The sequence below is a fragment of the Salmonella sp. NW1250 genome (assembly GCF_051812965.1).
GTDB lineage: Bacteria > Pseudomonadota > Gammaproteobacteria > Enterobacterales > Enterobacteriaceae > Salmonella > Salmonella enterica.
This window is the reverse complement of the sequence record NZ_JAMNDD010000015.1, coordinates 71,427-93,642: the sequence shown is the minus strand read 5'-3', so window position 1 is coordinate 93,642 and position 22,216 is coordinate 71,427. Positions and strand designations below refer to the sequence as shown.

General features: G+C 50.7%; 19 protein-coding genes and 1 pseudogene. 14 read left to right on the top strand and 6 right to left on the bottom strand.

Annotated elements, in window-relative coordinates; translation table 11 throughout:
- Positions 1–7: 7 nt before the first annotated feature.
- The 6 genes and pseudogenes from NBA72_RS21185 to NBA72_RS21160 all read left to right on the top strand — a co-directional run bounded on the left by NBA72_RS21185 (position 8) and on the right by NBA72_RS21160 (position 4,292).
- Complete coding sequence (locus NBA72_RS21185; protein WP_170318149.1) at positions 8–997, top strand: type VI immunity family protein; 990 nt, start codon at positions 8–10, stop codon at positions 995–997.
- A gap of 15 nt (positions 998–1,012) precedes the next feature.
- A complete protein-coding gene (locus tag NBA72_RS21180; protein ID WP_137963485.1) occupies positions 1,013–1,927 on the top strand; it encodes a hypothetical protein in 915 nt (304 codons plus the stop codon).
- 63 nt (positions 1,928–1,990) lie between these two features.
- On the top strand, positions 1,991–2,305 hold the full coding sequence (locus NBA72_RS21175) for a hypothetical protein (protein WP_042949786.1): 315 nt from the start codon (positions 1,991–1,993) through the stop codon (positions 2,303–2,305).
- A 53-nt stretch (positions 2,306–2,358) separates the two neighbouring features.
- A pseudogene (locus NBA72_RS21170) lies at positions 2,359–2,679 on the top strand (ISAs1 family transposase); the annotation flags it as partial.
- Positions 2,680–3,025: 346 nt separating this feature from the next.
- Positions 3,026–3,793, top strand: a complete 768-nt coding sequence (locus tag NBA72_RS21165) for a peptidoglycan-binding protein (RefSeq protein ID WP_137963486.1) — start codon at positions 3,026–3,028, stop codon at positions 3,791–3,793.
- 19 nt (positions 3,794–3,812) lie between these two features.
- Complete coding sequence (locus NBA72_RS21160) at positions 3,813–4,292, top strand: hypothetical protein (protein WP_042949812.1); 480 nt, start codon at positions 3,813–3,815, stop codon at positions 4,290–4,292.
- A gap of 500 nt (positions 4,293–4,792) precedes the next feature.
- Here NBA72_RS21160 and clpA read toward each other — a convergent pair whose 3' ends face one another.
- The 3 genes from clpA to NBA72_RS21145 form a co-directional block, all read right to left on the bottom strand.
- Positions 4,793–7,069: an ATP-dependent Clp protease ATP-binding subunit ClpA gene (gene clpA, locus NBA72_RS21155; protein ID WP_042949787.1), complete on the bottom strand. Its 2,277-nt coding sequence runs from the start codon at positions 7,067–7,069 to the stop codon at positions 4,793–4,795.
- A gap of 30 nt (positions 7,070–7,099) precedes the next feature.
- Positions 7,100–7,420 carry an ATP-dependent Clp protease adapter ClpS gene (gene clpS, locus NBA72_RS21150; protein ID WP_000520789.1) on the bottom strand — a complete coding sequence of 107 codons (321 nt, stop codon included), beginning with the start codon at positions 7,418–7,420 and terminating at the stop codon, positions 7,100–7,102.
- A 95-nt stretch (positions 7,421–7,515) separates the two neighbouring features.
- Positions 7,516–7,593, bottom strand: coding sequence for a hypothetical protein (locus NBA72_RS21145; RefSeq protein WP_212742690.1), 78 nt, complete (start codon positions 7,591–7,593; stop codon positions 7,516–7,518).
- 150 nt (positions 7,594–7,743) lie between these two features.
- On the opposite strand from NBA72_RS21145, the gene cspD reads away from it, so the two are divergent.
- Entirely contained in the window at positions 7,744–7,965 is a 222-nt protein-coding gene (gene cspD, locus NBA72_RS21140; protein WP_000447499.1) for a cold shock-like protein CspD, read from the top strand.
- A 129-nt stretch (positions 7,966–8,094) separates the two neighbouring features.
- On the opposite strand, the gene macB is transcribed toward cspD, so the two are convergent.
- Both macB and macA read right to left on the bottom strand, forming a co-directional pair.
- Positions 8,095–10,041, bottom strand: coding sequence for a macrolide ABC transporter ATP-binding protein/permease MacB (macB, locus tag NBA72_RS21135; RefSeq protein WP_000125894.1), 1,947 nt, complete (start codon positions 10,039–10,041; stop codon positions 8,095–8,097).
- A complete protein-coding gene (macA, locus tag NBA72_RS21130; protein WP_042949788.1) occupies positions 10,038–11,156 on the bottom strand; it encodes a macrolide transporter subunit MacA in 1,119 nt (372 codons plus the stop codon). Before macA ends, macB begins: the two co-directional genes overlap by 4 nt.
- A 145-nt stretch (positions 11,157–11,301) precedes the next feature.
- Here macA and NBA72_RS21125 point away from each other — a divergent pair, with 145 nt between their 5' ends.
- A complete protein-coding gene (locus NBA72_RS21125) occupies positions 11,302–12,252 on the top strand; it encodes a VirK/YbjX family protein (protein ID WP_042949789.1) in 951 nt (316 codons plus the stop codon).
- Here the strand turns inward: NBA72_RS21125 and NBA72_RS21120 are convergent.
- Positions 12,249–13,907, bottom strand: a complete 1,659-nt coding sequence (locus tag NBA72_RS21120; protein ID WP_000599765.1) for an ATP-dependent endonuclease — start codon at positions 13,905–13,907, stop codon at positions 12,249–12,251. The two genes, NBA72_RS21125 and NBA72_RS21120, sit on opposite strands and share 4 nt — an antisense overlap.
- Positions 13,908–14,108: 201 nt before the next feature.
- Here NBA72_RS21120 and NBA72_RS21115 point away from each other — a divergent pair, with 201 nt between their 5' ends.
- The 6 genes from NBA72_RS21115 to NBA72_RS21090 all read left to right on the top strand — a co-directional run bounded on the left by NBA72_RS21115 (position 14,109) and on the right by NBA72_RS21090 (position 22,144).
- Positions 14,109–15,008 carry a lysine exporter LysO family protein gene (locus NBA72_RS21115; RefSeq protein ID WP_000491119.1) on the top strand — a complete coding sequence of 300 codons (900 nt, stop codon included), beginning with the start codon at positions 14,109–14,111 and terminating at the stop codon, positions 15,006–15,008.
- A gap of 143 nt (positions 15,009–15,151) precedes the next feature.
- Entirely contained in the window at positions 15,152–16,804 is a 1,653-nt protein-coding gene (hcp, locus tag NBA72_RS21110) for a hydroxylamine reductase (RefSeq protein WP_000458785.1), read from the top strand.
- A gap of 11 nt (positions 16,805–16,815) precedes the next feature.
- Complete coding sequence (hcr, locus tag NBA72_RS21105; protein WP_000178698.1) at positions 16,816–17,784, top strand: NADH oxidoreductase; 969 nt, start codon at positions 16,816–16,818, stop codon at positions 17,782–17,784.
- A 157-nt stretch (positions 17,785–17,941) separates the two neighbouring features.
- Positions 17,942–19,660 (top strand): ubiquinone-dependent pyruvate dehydrogenase, encoded by a 1,719-nt coding sequence (gene poxB / locus NBA72_RS21100; protein WP_000815324.1) that lies wholly within the window; start codon positions 17,942–17,944, stop codon positions 19,658–19,660.
- A 38-nt stretch (positions 19,661–19,698) separates the two neighbouring features.
- Positions 19,699–20,700 carry a low-specificity L-threonine aldolase gene (gene ltaE, locus NBA72_RS21095; RefSeq protein WP_042949791.1) on the top strand — a complete coding sequence of 334 codons (1,002 nt, stop codon included), beginning with the start codon at positions 19,699–19,701 and terminating at the stop codon, positions 20,698–20,700.
- A gap of 10 nt (positions 20,701–20,710) precedes the next feature.
- Positions 20,711–22,144, top strand: a complete 1,434-nt coding sequence (locus tag NBA72_RS21090) for an SDR family oxidoreductase (RefSeq protein WP_042949792.1) — start codon at positions 20,711–20,713, stop codon at positions 22,142–22,144.
- Positions 22,145–22,216 lie beyond the last annotated feature (72 nt).

The window sequence follows — 22,216 nt, the reverse complement described above, 5'->3', positions numbered from 1 at the left end:
GAAATCCATGACTAATATAAATGATAGCATAAATATTTTCTCTGATTATAGACTCGAAGAGAATGGTATCACATTGTTTGAACCCTGTTTCTGCATCACTTTATTTACTAACGAGAAGATAACTCAGACGCATGCGCCAGAGAGATTACTGACCCCGTACGGAAATTTTTTTAACAAATTTGGTGGCAAAGTAAATAAAATATTATTTGACGGTAATCAGAAGAATGGCGTAAAAATTACTAATGAAAGAAAAAATACTCCTTATGACTGGTTAGCTAATACAAAACGAAGGTTCAAAGATAATGCTGTTGCAGATATCTATTTCGGGACAGCTAATAAATTAGAACGAAAATTACCTCGCATGCGTTGGTATTATGATCATGCTACCCCTGAAATTAATCAACCTGCTAACAGCTACTACAGAATATTACTCTCTTTAAACTGGCTTGCAGAACAAAGTCTACAAAATGTTGAGGCATTTATCAGAGAAATCATCGGTGATTTTCCCTTATCGTTCGGCTATGCAGGTTTTGCCCTATCTTTTAATGATGGTGAAGTACTGAGCCGTAAAGATCTAGAATATTATCTAGGGCAGTGGCTTGAACGCCATCCGGGAATCATGTCACCAGACCCTTCGATCGAGTCACAGTGGGCATCAAAAATAACCGGGATTACTAGTATTGGATGGATAACCTTTTTAGGCACAGAATTTACTACCCAAATAGGAGGACACGGTGAACTAAAGCGGAAATCAGCTTTGTTTCCCGATATACAGGTGACTCCCTTTATCCAACAGGGGATGATGATTCGTATTGGTGAAGCTCCCATATTAGGTGATACATTTCATAATAATCTACTTGATAATTATCATGCCGTCGGAAACGTTTTATCTCCTCTCCATAAGATATCAGAGAGACTAAAAACTGATTATTTGTACGTAACCGGAATTAAGGGTAAAGAGGCTCGTGAAAAATGGTTTAATCGTTTTTTTATTTAAAAGGGTTAAAATAGAATGCAGGTTAACAATACATTATGGTCTCTTGATAAAAATTTGAGTATTGCGCCATCACTGGATATCATTTTTCGTTTAAAAAATAGCTCATATTCTATTGGTTTTTTAAATATACTATTTACTGCATTACAGGAATTAGAAGTAATCCCATTTTATGATGATCAATGTATTACAGTCATTTCTCATGACAGGTCACAGGGCGGTTGGGAGGGAAGAATAACTCCAGAGTTATGGCAAAAAATTATTGAAAAGATAAAATATGCATCATCACTTAAAATTAGAAAAAAACAAATTGTACTTAAAATTTGCAAGAAAGGCCCACTGACTGATAATTATGTTGATGATTTATCCTTATCGGTAAATCAAAACATATTCCCAGATCAAGGCATTGTAATTTCTCTACAGTTCAGCACACCGGAAGAAAATCCTTGGGCATATTTACAATATATTCGAGATAATCTCATATCAAAATTAGAGTTAAATTTTTTCTGGGGTACTTTAGGATATAAATTTATCCTCAACCCGTTTAATCGTACAGCACATGAAGTCATGCGGGCATCCTGCATGCGTTATCCAGGGGTAGATTTACATGATGTAGTCTGTGTTCATAATTCATTTTGGTGGGATAAATTAAGAACCATAAACTGGCAAGTCACATTAAATGTTACTCAGGTATTATGTGAAAAAATAGAGACATCACCTCAAATCATGTATTATAAAACAGGAAACTCACCTTCAATATGTGATCGAAATAGTTCGGAATCCAATAATTTATCTGCAATTCACGAGTATAAAGTCCTCGAGAAAAAACTTTCTTCGCGCATTTTAAACTCCGATAATATTTCATGGTTATGTCAATGGAATAATGATATATATGCTCGATGGAGTAACAGATGGAATGAAATTGATTTATAGTGATTTTATATATACCCATCACTACTTTTACTAAAATCATATATATTTAAAATAAGAGAAAGTATGTTTTTTCCTGCGTATAAAGTCAACTCATCAAAGAGCCTAAATGAAGTAGCTCAATCCATCGGAGTGAATATTGATACTCTACAGAGTAGTTTTACTTGTATTATTGAAAGAAGCGAACATTTAAAGGACGAGAAAGTTAAGTACATTAAAAAAGATGATATTCATTTTGTTGTATACCATTTAGATGGAGAGATAAGCCTTTGGTATGGTGATGACAATTGGAAAAGTTCCACTATAGATGATGCAGAAGATATTATAGATAGTGTTGAGAGCGGAATTGGTGCTAATTTTTGGGCCATATTCATAATATGAATATTCTTACTAAATAGATGTGTGGCATTATGTTTCCACACGAAAAATATAGTAAAAATAAAGAACCAGAAATTCTAGTGAGATATTTTATAAGTGCAGCAAATTTAACAGCAGAGAAGTTTTCCAGTGCTATGAAAAGTCATTGGGATGTGAGAAATAAATTGCACAGGCGTTTGGATGTAGCGATGAACTAAGATGATTGCAGAATAAGGAGAGGAAATGCAGCGGAATTATTTTCTGGCATAAGGCATATAGCGGTAAATGTTTTGACAGAAAACAAAGAATTCAAAGCAAGGGTGAGAAGAAAGATGAGAAGAGCAGCGATGGACAGAGAGCACCTCACGTCAGTCCTTGCAGGGTGCGGGGTTTCGTAAGCTTGCCCTGATGGTCGAAAGGGTTCCGTTTCATTTTTTCAGGTCAAAAAGAAAAATGGTGAAAAGGATCATGATTATTTGGCGTTTGTCCGGGGTAATCCTGAAAATCCCGCCGAAGAACCAGACCTTCAGGTTTTGTCAGCGGTGTCTCTGATATTGCAGAAGGGCATCCACGAATGACGTCAGATGAATTGAAAACACTAGCGGAACATATTATTAGTTCTGTGAAGCACCGTTAATTAGTCTAAACAATATTATAAAACAATGGGCTTTAAAGCCCATAACCGTGTTCTGAGATCTATCAATCCCGAACATTGCCCCGCTAATTTTTACAAAGAGAATATATATGGTCGCAACACTTTGGATGTTTTCAAAAGGCAGAGATGTAATAAAACTACAGCAACTACTCAATAAAACCAAGACTATTCAGTCACTTATAGAAGACGGCTATTTTGGCAAAAACACATACAATGCAGTGAAATTATTTCAACGGAATAATGGGCTGAACGATGATGGTATAGTGGGACCACAAACCTGGAGAAAACTGGGGGTTCAGGATCCTTTAACTAATAGTTCATCCAACTCTTCTACTGATTCAAATGGTACGACTACTAAACCATCAACCGGTACGATTGCTGAGACAAGTGAGGGATTCTGTTTTCCTTTCACGGAACTTCCTGCTTTGTCATGGACAAATGGAGGCCGTCAATTTAGAGCGCCACGCTCGGGAGGTCGCAAACATGCAGGTTGTGATTTGAAGTTTCCCCCAGGAACGCCTATTTATGCTGTTGCTGATGGAGTGCTGGTGCGTAACCCTTATCCCTTTTACTCTGGTACTTCTGCTGTAGAAATCAGACATGGTGAATTAATCCTTCGTTATGGCGAAATTGCTAATGGATCATACTCAGGTGGGTCGTCTGTGAAAAAAGGTCAGATTATTGCTAAGGTGGGGAGGCTGAACAGTGGTTCATCTATGTTGCATCTGGAAATTTATACCAATGGAGCATCCTCGGCCAGTCTTACAACACGTGTAGGTGAATTAAGAAGGCGTTCCGATGTAACAGATCCTGCACCATATCTGAATGTATGGAAAAATAATCTTCCAAGTCTTTGATCTTCAAGGAATTGATAACGTGCTTAAATATATAGGTTTTATTTTAGTTCTGATGTTATCTGGCATTGTTGGTTGTGCTGCAACCGAGCCTGGCAACATACCATTAGATGGTCTAAACGCTAATAGCTTCGACATTGGGGAGATTACTGATGGGGAGATTACTGATGATTTGAGGCATTCCACTTGCACTCTGCACCTGGCTGATAATAAGAAGGAGGATTCCTATAACTATATTGAAGGGGCAATTTGTCCTGCGGGTGGGGAAGAATGTACTTACTCTGCCATCATGAAACTGAATGGGAATATAACAATATTGAAACAGATATCGTCAGGTGAAAATGACTCAGTATATAAAAATAAGGATTTTTCTATCTTCATAAAACAGACTCCAGTGGCAGAGCAAAATGATGATGAAGGAAGCGACATTAAAGCCACTATTGTCATCAAAACAAAAAGCGATGAAAAAACACTTAATATGACGGGATACTGTGGGGTTTAAAAAATGAATATTCTCTTACGAAAATAAAGCAAATCAGAATGGATTTTTTAAAATTTGTAATGCGTAACTCTATCTGGAAAGTAAGTTGGTGATAAAATCAAAAGGCAGATATCACCGCACAATCTGGACGCCCGAAGAACTGGAATTCGTGAAAACCTACTCTCGCCACTGGCATGAGCAGGAACGTCAGGTTCTGGTACAGTATTATCCTGTGGAAAGTATGGCTGTAGCAGACCGCTTACCCGGCAGAACAAGAGCATCCATGAGACAAGCGGCATACTCAATGGGCCTAAAATTTCCAGCACGGCTTCCGCACATTCGTGGAACGTCTTCTGTCGGCGGGCTTTTTTTTCGCATTACCCCCCGTCGATTACCGGATGATGACGCAATTTACAAGCGCCTTATCCGCCTACCGCGAGCACAACACCATCAGGCTAACTATTAGCCGGCATAAAAAAACCGGGCGCTAAGGCCCGGTTTGTACGGCAGTGAAACGAAGATTAATGCGCGGCTTCCGGCTTGTGCTTTTGCGCACTCTGGAAGCCATACGTCAACGCATTTTTCTCTTTATCCAGCGCGACGGTGACCTGTCCGCCGTCAACCAGCGATCCAAACAACAACTCATTGGCCAGCGGTTTTTTCAGGTTATCCTGAATCACACGCGCCATCGGTCGTGCGCCCATCGCCCGGTCATAGCCCTTTTCCGCCAGCCAGTCGCGCGCTTCCTGACTGACTTCCAGGGAGACGCCTTTCTGATCCAACTGAGCCTGCAACTCGACGATAAACTTATCGACAACCTGATGAATCACCTCGCCAGACAGATGATCGAACCAAATAATGTTGTCGAGACGGTTACGGAACTCCGGCGTAAACACTTTCTTGAGCTCGCCCATCGCATCGGTACTGTTGTCCTGATGAATAAGACCAATAGATTTACGTTCGGTTTCTCGCACGCCGGCGTTGGTGGTCATCACCAGCACCACATTGCGGAAATCCGCCTTACGGCCGTTGTTATCGGTCAGCGTACCGTTATCCATCACCTGCAGCAGCAGGTTAAAGACATCCGGGTGCGCTTTTTCGATCTCATCCAGCAACAGCACCGCATGAGGATGCTTAATCACCGCATCCGTCAGCAGCCCGCCCTGGTCGAAACCGACGTATCCCGGAGGTGCGCCGATCAAACGGCTCACCGTATGACGCTCCATATATTCAGACATATCGAAGCGCAACAGCTCAATACCCAGCGCTTTTGAAAGCTGTACCGTAACTTCAGTTTTCCCTACGCCAGTTGGCCCGGCGAACAAGAATGAGCCGACAGGTTTATGCTCATGGCCCAGACCCGCACGACTCATCTTAATAGCTTCGGTCAGCGCCTCAATCGCGTTATCCTGGCCGAAGACCAGCATTTTCAGACGTTCGCCCAGGTTCTTCAGCGTATCGCGATCGCTCTGCGAGACGCTCTTTTCAGGAATTCGCGCAATTCGCGCCACTACGGACTCAATATCCGCCACGTTGACCGTTTTCTTACGTTTGCTCACCGGCATCAGACGCGCCCGAGCGCCCGCTTCGTCAATCACGTCAATGGCTTTATCCGGCAGATGGCGGTCATTGATATATTTTACCGCCAGCTCGACCGCCGCACGCACCGCTTTCGCGGTATAACGCACGTCGTGGTGCGCTTCGTACTTAGGTTTCAAGCCGTTGATAATTTGCACCGTCTCTTCCACCGAAGGCTCGGTAATATCAATTTTCTGGAAACGGCGCGCTAATGCCCGGTCTTTCTCAAAAATATTGCTGAATTCCTGATAGGTCGTTGAGCCGATCACCCGGATCTTACCGCTGGAAAGCAGCGGTTTAATCAGATTTGCCGCATCCACCTGTCCGCCCGACGCCGCGCCAGCGCCGATAATGGTATGGATTTCATCGATAAACAGGATGCTGTTGGTATCCTGCTCAAGCTGTTTCAGCAACGCCTTAAACCGTTTTTCAAAATCGCCGCGGTATTTGGTGCCCGCCAGCAGCGAACCGATATCCAGAGAGTAAATGGTGCAATCGGCCATCACTTCCGGCACATCGCCCTGCACGATACGCCAGGCCAGCCCTTCGGCAATCGCCGTTTTGCCGACGCCGGATTCCCCTACCAGCAACGGGTTATTTTTACGGCGACGACACAAGACCTGGATCGCGCGTTCCAGTTCTTTTTCACGACCAATCAGCGGATCGATGCCGCCCACGCGAGCAAGTTGGTTAAGATTCGTCGTGAAGTTTTCCATACGTTCCTCCCCGCCAGCTTGTTCGTCGCCAGTTGGCTGATTGCCGAGATCGGAAGATTGGCTCGGTTCGTCTTTTCGCGTCCCGTGAGAAATAAAGTTCACGATATCCAGACGGCTCACTTCATGCTTACGCAGCAGATAAGCCGCCTGTGATTCCTGTTCGCTAAAGATAGCCACCAGCACATTCGCGCCAGTCACTTCACTACGCCCGGAAGACTGAACGTGGAAGACGGCACGTTGCAGGACACGCTGGAAACTTAACGTCGGCTGCGTATCACGCTCTTCTTCACTGGCAGGCAGTACGGGTGTGGTTTGTTCAATGAAGGCTTCGAGTTCCTGACGGAGCGCCACCAGATCCACGGAGCATGCTTCCAGCGCTTCGCGAGCCGATGGGTTGCTGAGCAGCGCCAGCAACAGATGCTCGACGGTCATAAACTCATGACGGTGCTCGCGCGCTCTGGCGAAAGCCATGTTTAAACTGAGTTCCAGTTCTTGATTGAGCATAGGCACCTCCCCCAATTTTTATACCTGCATTCAGGCTTTTTCCAGCGTACACAGCAACGGATGCTCGTTCTCCCTTGCATACTTGTTCACCATCGCCACTTTGGTTTCCGCCACCTCGGCGGTGAACACGCCGCAGATGGCTTTGCCTTGATAGTGAACTGCAAGCATCAATTGCGTTGCACGTTCTACATCATAAGAAAAGAATTTTTGTAACACGTCAATAACAAACTCCATCGGAGTGTAGTCATCATTGACTAATATCACTTTATACATAGATGGCGGTTTTAGCGCGTCGCGCACGCTATCTTCCACCAACTGGTCAAAATCCAGCCAATCGTTCGTCTTACCCATTGTCAGTCGTCATTATCGGTTACGGTTGTCGGCAGAAAAATCTGCCGCTGACCAGAGTCTATGCACACAATCAATCTACCTCAATTGATAGATAACTAACATCTATCAGTACCATCCGCGACATCTGTCACATTCCCGGCAATAGCGTTAACTGCTTCAAATTTTTGATTCATTTTTACCCGATCCCCCCTGCCTGATGCTTGACGCCTCGCCTGATTTCTCTAAATTGTAATGTCGAGAGTTGGTGAGGTTTTGAACAGCCCCCACTCCGTCACCGGTTCATTCCATCTTACTTATATAAGATTTACGAAGGATGTCGAAGCATGGAAACGGGTACTGTAAAGTGGTTCAACAATGCCAAAGGGTTTGGTTTCATCTGCCCTGAAGGCGGCGGCGAGGATATTTTCGCCCATTATTCCACCATTCAAATGGATGGTTACAGAACGCTTAAAGCCGGACAGTCTGTCCGGTTTGATGTCCACCAGGGGCCAAAAGGCAATCACGCCAGCGTCATCGTGCCCATCGAAGCAGAGGCCGTTGCATAGCTCCTCTGTCTCATTGTGTACATCCAGGAGGCAAAATGCCAGCCCGATCGGCTGGCATTTTTATTTAACGCCAGTTCCTGATAGCAACACCGTTGCATCTTATCAGGCCGACAAATGACGTCAGCAAGATTACTCCCTTGCCAGCGCATCCACCGGGTCCAGTCGCGCCGCGTTTCTCGCCGGTAGCCAGCCAAACAGTATCCCGGTAAATGTCGAACATAAAAACGCGCTCGCCAGCGCAGTCAGTGAAAAACCGATCTCCCAGCCGGGCAGGAAAAGCTGTAGCATAAATGCGATGAACATCGACAAGCTAATCCCCAGCGCTCCACCAACCAGGCAAACCAGCACCGCTTCAATAAGAAACTGCTGTAGCACATCGCTGGCGCGCGCGCCTACCGCCATACGGATGCCGATTTCACGCGTTCGCTCGGTGACGGAAACCAGCATAATATTCATAACGCCGATGCCGCCGACAACCAGCGAAATGACAGCCACCAGCGTCAGAAATAACTGAAGAGTATAGGTGGTTTTTTCAGCCGTTTTCAGGACGCTGTCCATATTCCAGGTGAAGAAGTCTTTTTTACCGTGGCGTAAGGTGAGCAGGCGGGTAAGCTGCTGTTCAGCCTGATCGCTATCAACGCCATCTTTCACACGAACGGTGATCGAGTTAAGCCATGACTGACCCATTATGCGATCTGACATCGTGCTATAGGGCAACCAAACTTGCAACAGATTGCTATTGCCGTACATGGACGGTTTCTCTTCCGCCACGCCAATAACAATAACCGGCATATTACCCACCAGCACCACTTCCCCTACGACATTCGCTTTATTTGGAAATAGCTGGCGTCGCGTGTTGGCATCCAGCACCACCACCTGCGCGCGATCCTGTTGCTGTACAGCATTGAAGGTGTTCCCCTCCCTAAAGGACATGCCGTAAACGTTAAAATAATCGCCACTGACGCCATTAGCATTTACGGCAATATCAATATTGCCATAGCGAAGACGTAAGCTCTTTGAAACGCTGGGCGTCGCAGAGTTAACCCACGGCTGTTTCTGAATAGCGACCAGATCGTCATATTTCAGCGCCTGTCGATACTGCGGGTTGTCGTCGCCGAAATCTTTGCCTGGATGAATATCAATCGTATTAGTGCCCATAGCGCGGATATCCGCCAGTACCATCTGTTTTGCGGCGTCGCCGACCACCACAATCGACACCACCGACGCAATACCGATAATAATTCCCAGCATGGTCAGTAAAGTACGCATTTTGTTAGCGGCCATCGCTAACCACGCCATTGACAGCGCTTCGCGAAAGCTGCTGGCAAATTGCCGCCAGCCGGGAGCCGTATTAACTACGGCAGCGTCAACGCCCTGTTCGCGTTTCTTTTCCTGCGCGGGCGGATTATGGACAATCTTGCCATCGTGAATTTCAATAATCCGCTCCGCCTGGGCGGCAATCAGCGGATCGTGCGTCACAATGATCACCGTATGTCCGCGATCGCGCAGTTGGCGCAAAATCGCCATCACCTCTTCGCCGGAATGGCTATCCAGCGCGCCGGTCGGCTCATCTGCCAGAATCACCTGTCCGCCGTTCATCAGCGCGCGGGCAATACTGACACGCTGCTGCTGTCCGCCAGAAAGCTGTGAAGGTGGGTAATCGACGCGATCGCTTAATCCCAGCCGCAAAAGCAACTCTCTGGCGCGCGCCTGGCGTTTTTTGCGTTCAATGCCGGCGTAGACGGCGGGGATTTCAACATTTTGCGCTGCCGTTAAATGCGACAACAGATGGTAGCGCTGAAAGATAAAGCCAAAATGCTCACGCCGCAGCTGCGCCAGCGCGTCCGGGTCCAGCGTCGAGACGTCCCGCCCCGCCACCCGATAAGTGCCGCTGGTCGGTTTATCCAGGCACCCGAGGATATTCATCAGCGTTGATTTTCCAGAACCGGAAACGCCGACGATCGCCACCATCTCCCCGGCGTGGATTTGCAGGGAGATATCTTTCAACACCGCCACCTGCTCTTCTCCGGAGGGGTAGCTGCGACTCACATTGCGCAGTTCAAGCAATGCCGTCATGGCGTCGCTCCTAGCCTGCTCTCACCGATGATCACCTCATCGCCCGCTTCCAGACCTTTAACCACTTCCACGTCTGTATCGTTACGCTCGCCAATGATCACTTCGCGCTCACGTTTTTCGCCGTTACGCAACAGCGCCACTTTATAACGATTGCCGCCCACCGGTTCGCCAAGCGCGGCGAGAGGAATAATCAACACATTTTTGACATCCATGAGTTGAATATAAACCTGTGCGGTCATATCAAGACGCAAGATTCTTTTGGGATTCGGCACTTCAAACCGGGCGTAATAAAAAATAGCGTCGTTGATCTTTTCCGGCGTCGGCAGAATATCTTTTAAAACGCCTTCATAGCGCGTTTGCGGATCGCCTGCAATGGTGAACCATGCTTTCTGCCCCGCCCGAAGATGGATCACGTCCGCTTCCGAGACCTGCGCTTTTACCAGCATGGTGCTCATATCCGCCAGCGTCAGAATATTGGGCGCCTGCTGAGCTGCAATCACCGTTTGTCCTTGCAGGGTAGTGATTTGCGTCACTTCCCCCGCCATGGGAGCAACAATACGGGTATATTCCAGGTTGGTTTTCGCGGTGTCCAACGAGGCCCGATTACGTTTGATCTGGGCATCTATGGTGCCAATACGCGCCTGTTTAACCGCCATCTCCGTCGCCGCAGTATCCAGATCCTGTTGCGATACCGCCTGAGTCTTAGCTAACTGCTGCTGGCGCGCCAGCGTAACCCGCGCCAGCTTTAACTCAGCGGCTGCCTGCTGACGCTCCGCGTTCAGCTCCATCAGGGTGGCCTCGACCTCTTTTATCTGGTTCTCCGCCTGATCTGGGTCAATCACGCCGAGTAGCTGATCTTTTTTAACGTTATCGCCAATGGAGACCAGCAGCGTTTTCAACTGGCCGCTCACCTGCGCGCCGACATCCACTTTACGCAACGCGTCCAGTTTTCCAGTCGCCAGTACACTCTGTTCAAGATCGCCTGGCCGCACGATTAATGTCTGATAAGTTGGCAGCGGCGCATTTATCATTCGCCAGCTAACCATCCCCCCCACTAAAAGAATTAAAATAATGACCAGATAACGCTTTTTAAATTTCTTTCCCTTAGCACGCATAGAAACCCTGACGGCAAAATTTCAACCAGAAAGTAAACCGTATCTAAACAAAGCTGACGCAATAAAGATAGCGTCGGCTGTATTGACGATTGGTTAATGTTTCCTGTGGTTCAATCTCGACAATCTTATGTCGCGGATTACGATCATGACACAGCTTACAGATAATACCTGGTACACCTCAGATTACATCTCTCCTTTACAATTATTTATTCGTCTGACGCGCGGGCAATTACAGCCAGGAAAATTCTGGCGTAAAGCCAGCTTTCGTCGCAAGTTTTTAATCCGCTCATTAGTCATGCCGCGTGCGACCAGCCAATTACTGACCAATCTCACCCAATGGCCGGAGTTAAATACGTTACTTGCTCGTCAGCCGCGTTTGCCTATTCGGCTACATCGTCCTTATATGGCTGTAAATATTAAACGCGATTTCGCCTTAGATGCGCTGTGTTTTCATTATCAACAGATGCGCCAACTTTTATCGCGGGAACAACAAGTTAGCTATTTAAGTCAGTATGGCCTGAATCTTGCTAAATTTGAAACTAAAACCGGCGAGTTGTTTCAACTTGATTTAGTCAGTCTGGTCTCACTGGATAAAGAAGGTGAAAGCACTGTTGTTGTTCGCGACGCACAGTTACGTATTCTGGCAGAGATCACATTTACTCTGTGTCGCTTTAACCAACAACGCACACTATTTATCGGCGGATTACAGGGCGCGGCAAACGACGTCCCTCACGAAATTATCCAGCAGGCGACCAAAGCCTGCCATGGTCTTTTTCCCAAACGCATCGTGATGGAGGCTCTCTGTCAGTTTGCGCAAGTCTTTCAGGCAGAAAAGATTATAGCTGTGAGTAACGATGCGCACGTTTACCGTAGCTGGCGATACATGGATAAAAAGACGCAAATGCATGCCGACTATGACGCGTTTTGGGAATCGTTAGGCGGTGAAAGAATTAAAGGGAATTACTATGCGCTGCCGCTGGCGATCGCCCGAAAAAGCGAAGCGGAGATCGCCAGTAAAAAACGGGCCGAGTATCGCCGCCGCTATGCGTTACTCGATAGCGTCGTCGAACAGGTTCCGGCCACATTCAAACGTTAATCCGCCCGGCCCCGCGCCAGCCAAACCACGCGCGAGAACATCTTTCTGAACAGCGGCGGCACGGCGTCAATTCCCCGCCGCCCGGCTTCCATCGCGACTTCAATCGCCAAATCCGGCTTTGACGAGCGGTGGATAGCTTTAGTGATAATTTTCCGGGTATTCATCGGCACATTAGGCGGAAGCTGCGCAACCCGGTGAAAAACATCGGCAAAGCCCTGACGATACATAAAATGTTCCATATCCAGCGCAGGCAGCGCCGTGAGATGTTCGCGTTCTTCTTCCCGATCGTTATTAAGCAGACTGCGGACCGTCGCGGCATATTTTTTCCCCGCTTCGTCGCCATCCACCAGGACATGCCACTCGATTCCCATACGGCGGGCGAACTTCACCAGCGGTTTCAGGCCAGACTGAGCAAACTCAATGACTTTAATGCCCTCCGCATCAAAATGATGACCACACTGACGCGCCAGCTCATTAATAACCCAGGTTTCCGTCTCGCCTTCCACCAGTAGCCAGCAACGCGCAAACAGCGACGATGCGCGATTAAAGCGGATATGAAAGGCGATGCGCCGTCCATCTTCCGCGCTTAACCCGCCCGGGCCCAGACGCCAGGCGGCGACGCGGGAAGATTCACGCACCAACCGTACGACATGCTCCACCGGCGTTAGCGAGAGCAATTCGCCTGAGTTGGTTGTCGCTATCCGCTGTAGCGGTAACAGATTGAGCAATTGCCAGGCGACTGAAAGCATAATGGGATGTAAACGGGTTTCCGGATCTTCCACCAGCAGTAATGGTCGCGCGTCTTTATGTAACCGCAGCGTCCCTTTCGCCTGTAACAGCGTGGAGAAAAGCCCCAGCAGGATCACCCGATGCGACCGGCTGCCCGGTTTGTCGATCATCCGATTAATAATATCCAGATAGCGCCAGCTACGCTGCTCATTTTGCGAACGTCGGCGCATGAGTCGGTGACGCGCCTGTCCTGCGCCCTGCTCTGAGAAATAGTGTTCAAGCAGTTGCACCATCGCGGACAGTCCCTGACGAATCTGCCCGTCGGTTAAATTTTGCGGCCGGGTCGCCAGCTCACGCGCCAGAAAATCCAGCTGTCGGGCCGTGACTTCAACATCCGGCACATTGGGCACCGTACCGTTGCGAATACGTCGCATAAAGCGCGCATCGCGCAAACGTAGCACTGGCATCAAACGAACCAGGTGGCGCACCTGATCGTTAATATTTTCCACCAGTAATGGCTGCCCATCGCTATTGAGAAAACTGCGCAGCGTCATCACGCTGCCATCGGCGCCGCATTCGCCCTCTAGCCGATAAAAAATACGGTGAAAATCATCCTCGCAAGGCGACCAGCATGCTTCCAGCGCTCGATAACGACGTACCCGATGCCGCCCTGGCTGCGTTTCGCGAAAAGTCAGAATAATATGCAGGTGATGCTCGCGTCCTTTTATGTCGCCAGGCGGAAACCAGAAATCCTCACGGACAAAATGGTAGAGATCGAGTTCCGGCGACAATAACAGAGTCAGCGCATCCAGCAGGCTGGATTTTCCCCAGGCGTTTTCCCCAATCAGCACGTTGTTTTGCTCCAGCATCAACGACAGTCGGTTGATACCGCGAAATCCTACTATTTCAACGCGTTCGAGAATCATGCTTCCTCCAGAAAAACGTCATCACTCCATTAAATTCACCGCAGTATAACGGCAAATGCGTCCGCCAGGCGTGATATTCCCCCCCTTTGCCTGGGGCAAATGTCTGATAAATGTACGGCTGACGGTGTCGCTTTACTGATAGTCTGGAATTCGGTAGTGTCATGTACGCTATTCAAACAATAAAAAAGGGCCCGGCTGTTCATGTTTTCAGGACTTTTAATCATTCTGGTTCCACTGATTGTGGGCTATCTCATTCCACTGCGACATAAAGCCGCATTACAACTCATTAACCGGCTACTGAGCTGGATCGTGTATCTTATTCTCTTTTTTATGGGAATAAGCCTGGCGTTTTTGGATAACCTCGCCAGTAATCTGGTGGCGATTTTTCATTATTCCGCCGTCAGTATTACGATTATTTTATTGTGTAATATCGCCGCCTTATTGTGGCTGGAACGTATCCTCCCGTGGCGTCACCATCATCAGCAGGAAAAACTGCCTTCGCGTATTGCCATGGCGCTGGAGTCGCTGCAACTGTGCGGCGTAGTGGTATTGGGGTTTGTCATCGGCCTGAGCGGACTCTCTGTTTTACAGCACGCCACCGAAGCCAGTGAATATACGCTGATCTTTTTATTGTTCCTGGTGGGGATTCAGCTACGAAATAGCGGCATGACCTTAAAGCAAATTGTGCTTAACCGCCGGGGAATGATGGTCGCGGTCGTTGTCGTGGCAAGCTCATTACTGGGCGGCGTGATTAATGCGTTTATCCTGGACTTACCGCTAAAAACCGCCATGGCGATGGCGTCAGGTTTCGGCTGGTACTCTCTTTCCGGTATTTTGCTGACGGAGTCGTTTGGACCGGTTATCGGCAGCGCGGCATTTTTTAACGATCTGGCCCGCGAGCTCTTAGCCATTATGCTTATTCCCGGTCTGGTTCGCCGCAGCCGTTCAACGGCGTTGGGCCTGTGCGGAGCGACCTCAATGGACTTTACGTTGCCGGTATTACAGCGCTCCGGCGGCGTAGAGATTGTTCCGGCGGCTATCGTACATGGCTTTATCCTCAGCCTGCTGGTCCCCCTCTTAATGGCGTTCTTCTCGGCCTGATACCTCTTTGGCGGTAGGCATCTGCCGCCAAAATTGCGCTAAATCAATCTCCTTGCACATTATGGCAGAAATCCCTTTTATCCCTTTGTTCACAGGCATAACCTTAAACATGTATATTAAATATAACTTTAAAAGGTGTGACCATGTTTTGTGTGCAATGTGAACAAACCATCCGTACACCAGCCGGAAACGGCTGCTCCTACGCGCAGGGAATGTGCGGTAAAACAGCTGAAACGTCCGATCTGCAGGATCTGCTGATTGCGGCTTTGCAAGGTTTGTCTGCCTGGGCGGTGAAGGCCCGTGAATATGGCATCATTAATCACGACGTTGATAACTTTGCGCCGCGCGCGTTTTTCTCCACGCTGACCAACGTTAACTTCGACTCTCCGCGTATCGTCGGCTACGCCCGTGAAGCGATTGCCTTGCGTGAAGCGTTGAAAGCGCAGTGCCTGAGCGTGGATGCTAATGCGCATTGCGACAATCCGATGGCCGATCTGCAACTGGTCAGCGACGATCTGGGCGAACTGCAACGTCAGGCGGCGGAATTTACCCCGAATAAAGACAAAGCCGCCATTGGCGAGAACATCCTCGGCCTGCGTCTGCTGTGCCTGTACGGTCTGAAAGGCGCGGCGGCGTATATGGAGCACGCGCACGTTCTCGGTCAATACGACAACGACATTTACGCGCAGTACCACAAAATCATGGCCTGGCTGGGCACCTGGCCTGCTGACATGAACGCGCTGCTGGAGTGCGCAATGGAAATCGGCCAGATGAACTTCAAAGTGATGAGCATTCTGGATGCCGGTGAAACCACCAAATACGGTCACCCAACGCCGACTCAGGTCAACGTCAAAGCGACTGAAGGCAAGTGCATTCTGATCTCCGGTCACGATCTGAAAGATCTCTACAACCTGCTGGAGCAGACCGAAGGCACCGGCGTTAACGTCTACACTCACGGTGAAATGCTGCCCGCACATGGCTATCCGGAACTGCGTAAATTCAAGCATCTGGTCGGTAACTACGGCAGCGGCTGGCAGAATCAGCAGGTCGAGTTCGCCCGCTTCCCTGGCCCAATCGTGATGACTTCTAACTGCATTATCGACCCGACCGTGGGCAGCTATGACGACCGTATCTGGACCCGTAGCATCGTCGGCTGGCCGGGCGTTAGCCATCTTGAAGGCGATGACTTCGGGCCGGTCATTGCCCAGGCGCAGCAAATGGCGGGCTTCCCGTATAGCGAAATTCCGCATCTCATCACCGTCGGTTTTGGCCGTCAGACCCTGCTCGGCGCTGCCGATACGCTCATCGATCTGGTCAGCCGTGAAAAACTGCGCCACATCTTCCTGGTCGGCGGCTGTGACGGCGCGCGCGGCGAGCGTAACTACTTTACCGATTTCGCCACCAGCGTACCGGATGACTGCCTGATCCTGACCCTGGCCTGCGGTAAATACCGTTTCAACAAACTGGAGTTCGGCGACATCGAAGGGCTGCCGCGTCTGGTCGATGCCGGTCAGTGTAACGATGCTTACTCCGCGATTATCCTGGCGGTGACGCTGGCGGAAAAACTGGGCTGCGGCGTCAACGATCTGCCGCTGTCGCTGGTGCTCTCCTGGTTTGAGCAGAAAGCGATCGTGATTCTGCTGACGCTGCTGTCATTAGGCGTGAAAAATATTGTCACCGGGCCGACCGCGCCGGGCTTCTTCACGCCGGATCTGCTGGCTATCCTCAACGAGAAGTTCGGCCTGCGCTCCGTGACCACCGTTGAAGAAGACATGAAGCAATTGCTGAGCGCGTAAGGAGGTCAATAATGACGATGCCAACCTCACAATGTCCCTGGCGAATGCAGGTGCATCACATCCGTCAGGAGACGCCGGATGTATGGACAATTGCGCTATTATGCCATGACTACTACCCTTATCGCGCCGGGCAGTATGCGCTGGTGAGCGTGCGTAATTCAGCGGAAACGCTGCGCGCCTACACCCTTTCGTCTACGCCGGGCGTCAGTGAATATATCACGCTGACCGTTCGTCGGATTGAAGATGGCACGGGTTCACAGTGGTTGACCCATGACATCAAGCGCGGCGATTACATCTGGCTGTCTGATGCAATGGGCGATTTTACCTGTGACGATAAAACAGAAGATAAGTTTCTGCTGCTCGCCGCCGGTTGTGGCGTAACGCCAATCATGTCGATGCGTCGCTGGCTGGCAAAATACCGCCCACAGGCCGATGTGCAGGTCATCTTTAACGTCCGTTCGCCGGATGATGTGATTTTTGCCGACGAGTGGCGACAGTATCCGGTCACGCTAGTGGCGGAAAATCATGCCACGGAAGGTTTTGTCGCGGGCCGTCTGACCACGGAATTATTACAGCGCGTACCGGATTTGGCATCGCGCACCATCATGACCTGCGGCCCGGCGCCCTATATGGATTTCGTCGAACAGGGCGTGAAAGCGCTTGGCGTAACGCGCTTCTTTAAAGAGAAGTTCTTCACGCCGGTGGCGGAAACGGCAACCAGCGGCCTGAAATTCACCAAACTACAGCCAGCGCAGGAATTTTATGCCCCGATCGGTACAACGCTGTTGGAGGCGCTGGAGAGTAATAAAGTACCGGTTGCCGCTGCCTGTCGGGCAGGTGTTTGCGGCTGCTGTAAAACCAAAGTCGTTTCCGGCGACTATACGGTGAGCAGCACCATGACGCTGAGCGAGGCGGAGATTGCCGAAGGTTACGTACTGGCCTGCTCCTGCCATCCGCAGGGCGATCTTGTTCTCGCATAATCGGTAAACGTTCCATCGTAGGCCCGGTAAGCGTTAGCGCCACCGGGCGATTTACCACTCGCTTCATCCTTTCGCCCCTCTCTCCGCCAAAGAAAAACGTCATCGTCATCTTCAACTAAACTTGTAACCGTTATCACATTTAAGGAGATGGAGAACCATGAAACAAACCGTTGCTGCTTTCATCGCCAAAACGCTGGAACAGGCTGGCGTAAAACGAATCTGGGGCGTCACTGGCGATTCCCTGAACGGCCTGAGCGATAGTCTTAATCGTATGGGAACCATTGAATGGATGCCAACCCGCCACGAAGAGGTCGCCGCTTTCGCCGCCGGCGCACAAGCGCAGCTTACCGGCGAGCTGGCAGTGTGCGCCGGTTCATGTGGACCGGGCAACCTGCACCTGATCAATGGCCTGTTTGATTGCCACCGTAACCACGTCCCTGTTCTGGCGATCGCCGCCCATATTCCGTCCAGTGAAATCGGCAGCGGTTATTTCCAGGAGACCCACCCGCAGGAGTTGTTCCGTGAATGCAGCCACTATTGCGAGTTGGTTTCCAGCCCGGAGCAGATCCCGCAGGTACTCGCCATCGCCATGCGCAAAGCGGTGCTAAACCGCGGCGTCTCCGTGGTCGTACTTCCGGGTGACGTGGCGCTGAAACCTGCGCCTGAAAACGCCGTCACCCATTGGTACCATGCCCCGCACCCCGTCGTCACGCCGGCGGAGGAAGAGCTGAAAAAACTGGCGCAACTGCTGCGCTACTCCAGCAATATCGCATTGATGTGCGGTAGCGGCTGCGCGGGCGCGCATGAGGAGTTGGTCGCGTTGGCGGCAAAACTAAAAGCGCCAATCGTTCATGCCCTGCGCGGCAAAGAGCACGTTGAGTACGATAACCCTTATGATGTGGGAATGACCGGCCTGATTGGCTTCTCTTCTGGCTTCCACACCATGATGAACGCCGATACGCTGATCCTGCTCGGCACCCAGTTCCCCTACCGCGCCTTTTATCCGAGCGATGCCAAAATCATTCAGATTGACATCAACCCGGGCAGTATTGGCGCGCACAGCAAAGTCGACATGGCGCTGGTGGGCGATATTAAAGCCACGCTTCGCGCCCTGCTGCCGCTGGTGGAAGAAAAAAGCAATCGTAAATTCCTCGATAAAGCTCTGGAGCACTATCGGGACGCCCGTAAGGGACTTGATGACTTAGCCAAACTCAGCGATAAAGCCATCCATCCGCAATATCTGGCGCAACAAATTAGTCATTTCGCCGCTGACGACGCTATTTTTACCTGCGATGTCGGCACGCCGACCGTCTGGGCGGCCCGCTATCTAAAAATGAACGGCAAGCGCCGCCTGCTGGGCTCGTTTAACCACGGGTCAATGGCCAACGCCATGCCGCAGGCGCTCGGCGCTCAGGCCACCGCGCCGGGTCGTCAGGTTATCGCGATGTGCGGTGATGGCGGCTTCAGTATGCTGATGGGCGATTTTCTCTCGGTGGTACAGATGAAGCTGCCGATAAAAATCGTCGTCTTTAATAACAGCGTGCTGGGCTTTGTGGCGATGGAAATGAAAGCCGGCGGCTACCTTACCGACGGTACCGAACTGCACGACACCAATTTCGCGCGTATCGCCGAAGCCTGCGGCATTACCGGTATTCGCGTGGAAAAAGCCGCAGACGTGGACGGAGCGCTACAGCGCGCGTTTTCCATCGACGGCCCGGTACTGGTTGACGTGGTCGTGGCAAAAGAAGAGCTGGCGATCCCGCCGCAGATCAAACTGGAACAAGCGAAAGGCTTTAGCCTGTACATGCTACGCGCCATTATTAGCGGCCGCGGCGATGAAGTGATCGAACTAGCGAAAACGAACTGGCTAAGGTAAAACAGTGCACATCACCTTTTAAAATCCAGGGATGTGCCATGATTGATTTACGCAGTGATACCGTTACCCGACCGGGCCGCGCCATGCTCGAGGCGATGATGACCGCCCCGGTCGGGGACGACGTATACGGCGATGACCCTACCGTTAACGCCCTTCAGCGCTACGCCGCCGACCTTTCCGGTAAAGAAGCGGCGCTTTTTTTACCCACCGGCACCCAGGCCAATCTGGTCGCGCTGCTTAGCCATTGTGAACGCGGCGAAGAGTATATCGTTGGCCAGGGCGCGCATAATTATCTCTATGAAGCTGGCGGCGCTGCGGTGCTCGGCAGCATTCAGCCGCAGCCCATCGACGCCGCCGCGGACGGTACGCTGCCGCTGGAGGACGTGGCGGCGAAGATTAAAGCGGATGACATCCACTTCGCGCGCACGCGCTTGCTCAGTCTGGAAAATACGCATAACGGGAAAGTGCTGCCGCGCGCGTATCTGAAAGACGCCTGGACGTTTACCCGCGAACGTGGGCTGGCACTGCACGTTGACGGCGCCCGAATTTTTAACGCGGTGGTTGCCTACGGCTGTGAGTTAAAAGAGATTACGCAGTATTGCGATTCTTTTACCATCTGCCTGTCAAAAGGCCTCGGGACGCCGGTCGGTTCGCTGCTGGTCGGCAACCGCGATTACATTAAACGCGCGACGCGCTGGCGTAAAATGGTCGGCGGCGGAATGCGTCAGGCCGGGATTCTGGCAGCGGCCGGACTGTATGCGCTGAAGCATAACGTGGCGCGTCTGCAAGAGGATCATGACAACGCCGCCTGGCTGGCGCAGCAGCTTCGCGAAGCGGGCGCGGAGGTCATGCGCCACGAAACGAATATGCTGTTTGTTCGCGTTGGCGAAGCACAGGCCGCCGCGCTTGGCGACTATTTACGGGAACGGAATATCCTGATTAACGCCGCGCCGATTGTGCGTCTGGTGACGCATCTGGATGTCTCTCGCGAACAGCTTGCCGACGTCGTCGCCCACTGGCGCGCCTTTTTAGCCCGCTAAGGAGAGCAACGTGGCGCAACGCATTCTGGTTCTCGGCGCCAGCGGCTATATCGGCCAGCACTTGGTCTTTGCGCTAAGTCAGCAAGGGCATCAGGTGCGGGCGGCGGCGCGGCGCGTGGAACGTCTGGAAAAACAGCGCCTCGCCAACGTCAGTTGTCATAAGGTCGATCTGCACTGGCCGGAAAATTTACCCGCGCTGCTTCGCGACATTGATACCGTTTACTATCTGGTACACGGTATGGGCGAAGGCGGCGATTTTATCGCCCATGAGCGTCAGGCGGCGCTCAACGTGCGCGACGCGCTGCGCCAGACGCCGGTTAAGCAACTTATTTTCCTCAGTTCATTGCAGGCGCCGACGCATGAGCAATCCGATCACCTGCGCGCCCGCCAGCTTACGGCTGACACGCTGCGCGACGCAGGCGTACCGGTGACGGAATTACGCGCCGGGATCATCGTCGGCGCAGGCTCCGCCGCCTTCGAAGTCATGCGTGACATGGTTTACAACCTGCCAATACTCACGCCGCCGCGCTGGGTGCGTTCGCGCACCACGCCCATCGATCTGGAAAATTTACTCTACTACCTGATCGGCTTGCTGGACCACCCTGCGCACGAGCATCGTATTCTGGAAGCCGCCGGGCCGCAGGTATTAAGCTATCAGCAGCAGTTTGAACGTTTTATGGCCGTCAGCGGTAAACGGCGTCCGCTGATCCCGGTGCCTTTTCCGACCCGCTGGATTTCGGTCTGGTTTTTAAACGTTATTACCTCCGTGCCGCCGACTACCGCAAAAGCCTTAATCCAGGGGTTAAGGCACGATTTGCTGGCCGATGACGCCGCGTTAAAAAAGTTGATCCCCCAAACGCTTATCACCTTTGACGACGCCGTTCGCCGCACGCTGAAAGAAGAAGAAAAACTGGTGAACTCCAGCGACTGGGGCTACGACGCGCTGGCCTTCGCCCGCTGGCGTCCCGAATACGGCTATTTTCCAAAGCAGGCGGGCTTTACCGCGCAGACCCCGGCCAGCCTATCGGCGCTATGGCAGGTCGTAAATCGGCTGGGTGGCAAAGAGGGCTATTTTTTCGGCAATATTTTGTGGCAGACGCGCGCCGCGATGGACCGTCTGGTGGGGCATAAACTGGCGAAAGGCCGCCCGTCGCATACTTTGCTTAAGCCTGGCGATACGGTAGATAGCTGGAAAGTGATCATTGTCGAGCCAGAAAAACAGCTCACGCTCTTGTTTGGCATGAAAGCGCCGGGTCTGGGGCGGCTTAGTTTCACGCTGCATGATAAAGGCCGCTACCGCGAAATTGACGTGCGCGCCTGGTGGCATCCACACGGAATGCCGGGCCTGATTTACTGGCTACTGATGATCCCGGCGCACCTGTTTATTTTCCGGGGAATGGCAAGGCGTATTGCCCGACTTGCAGAACAAATCACAGAAAAATGAGAAAAAGTTGCTGTATTCTTTCGTGTTTCCCATTGCATACCGACGTAATTCACGGAAGAATGCGCACGACGG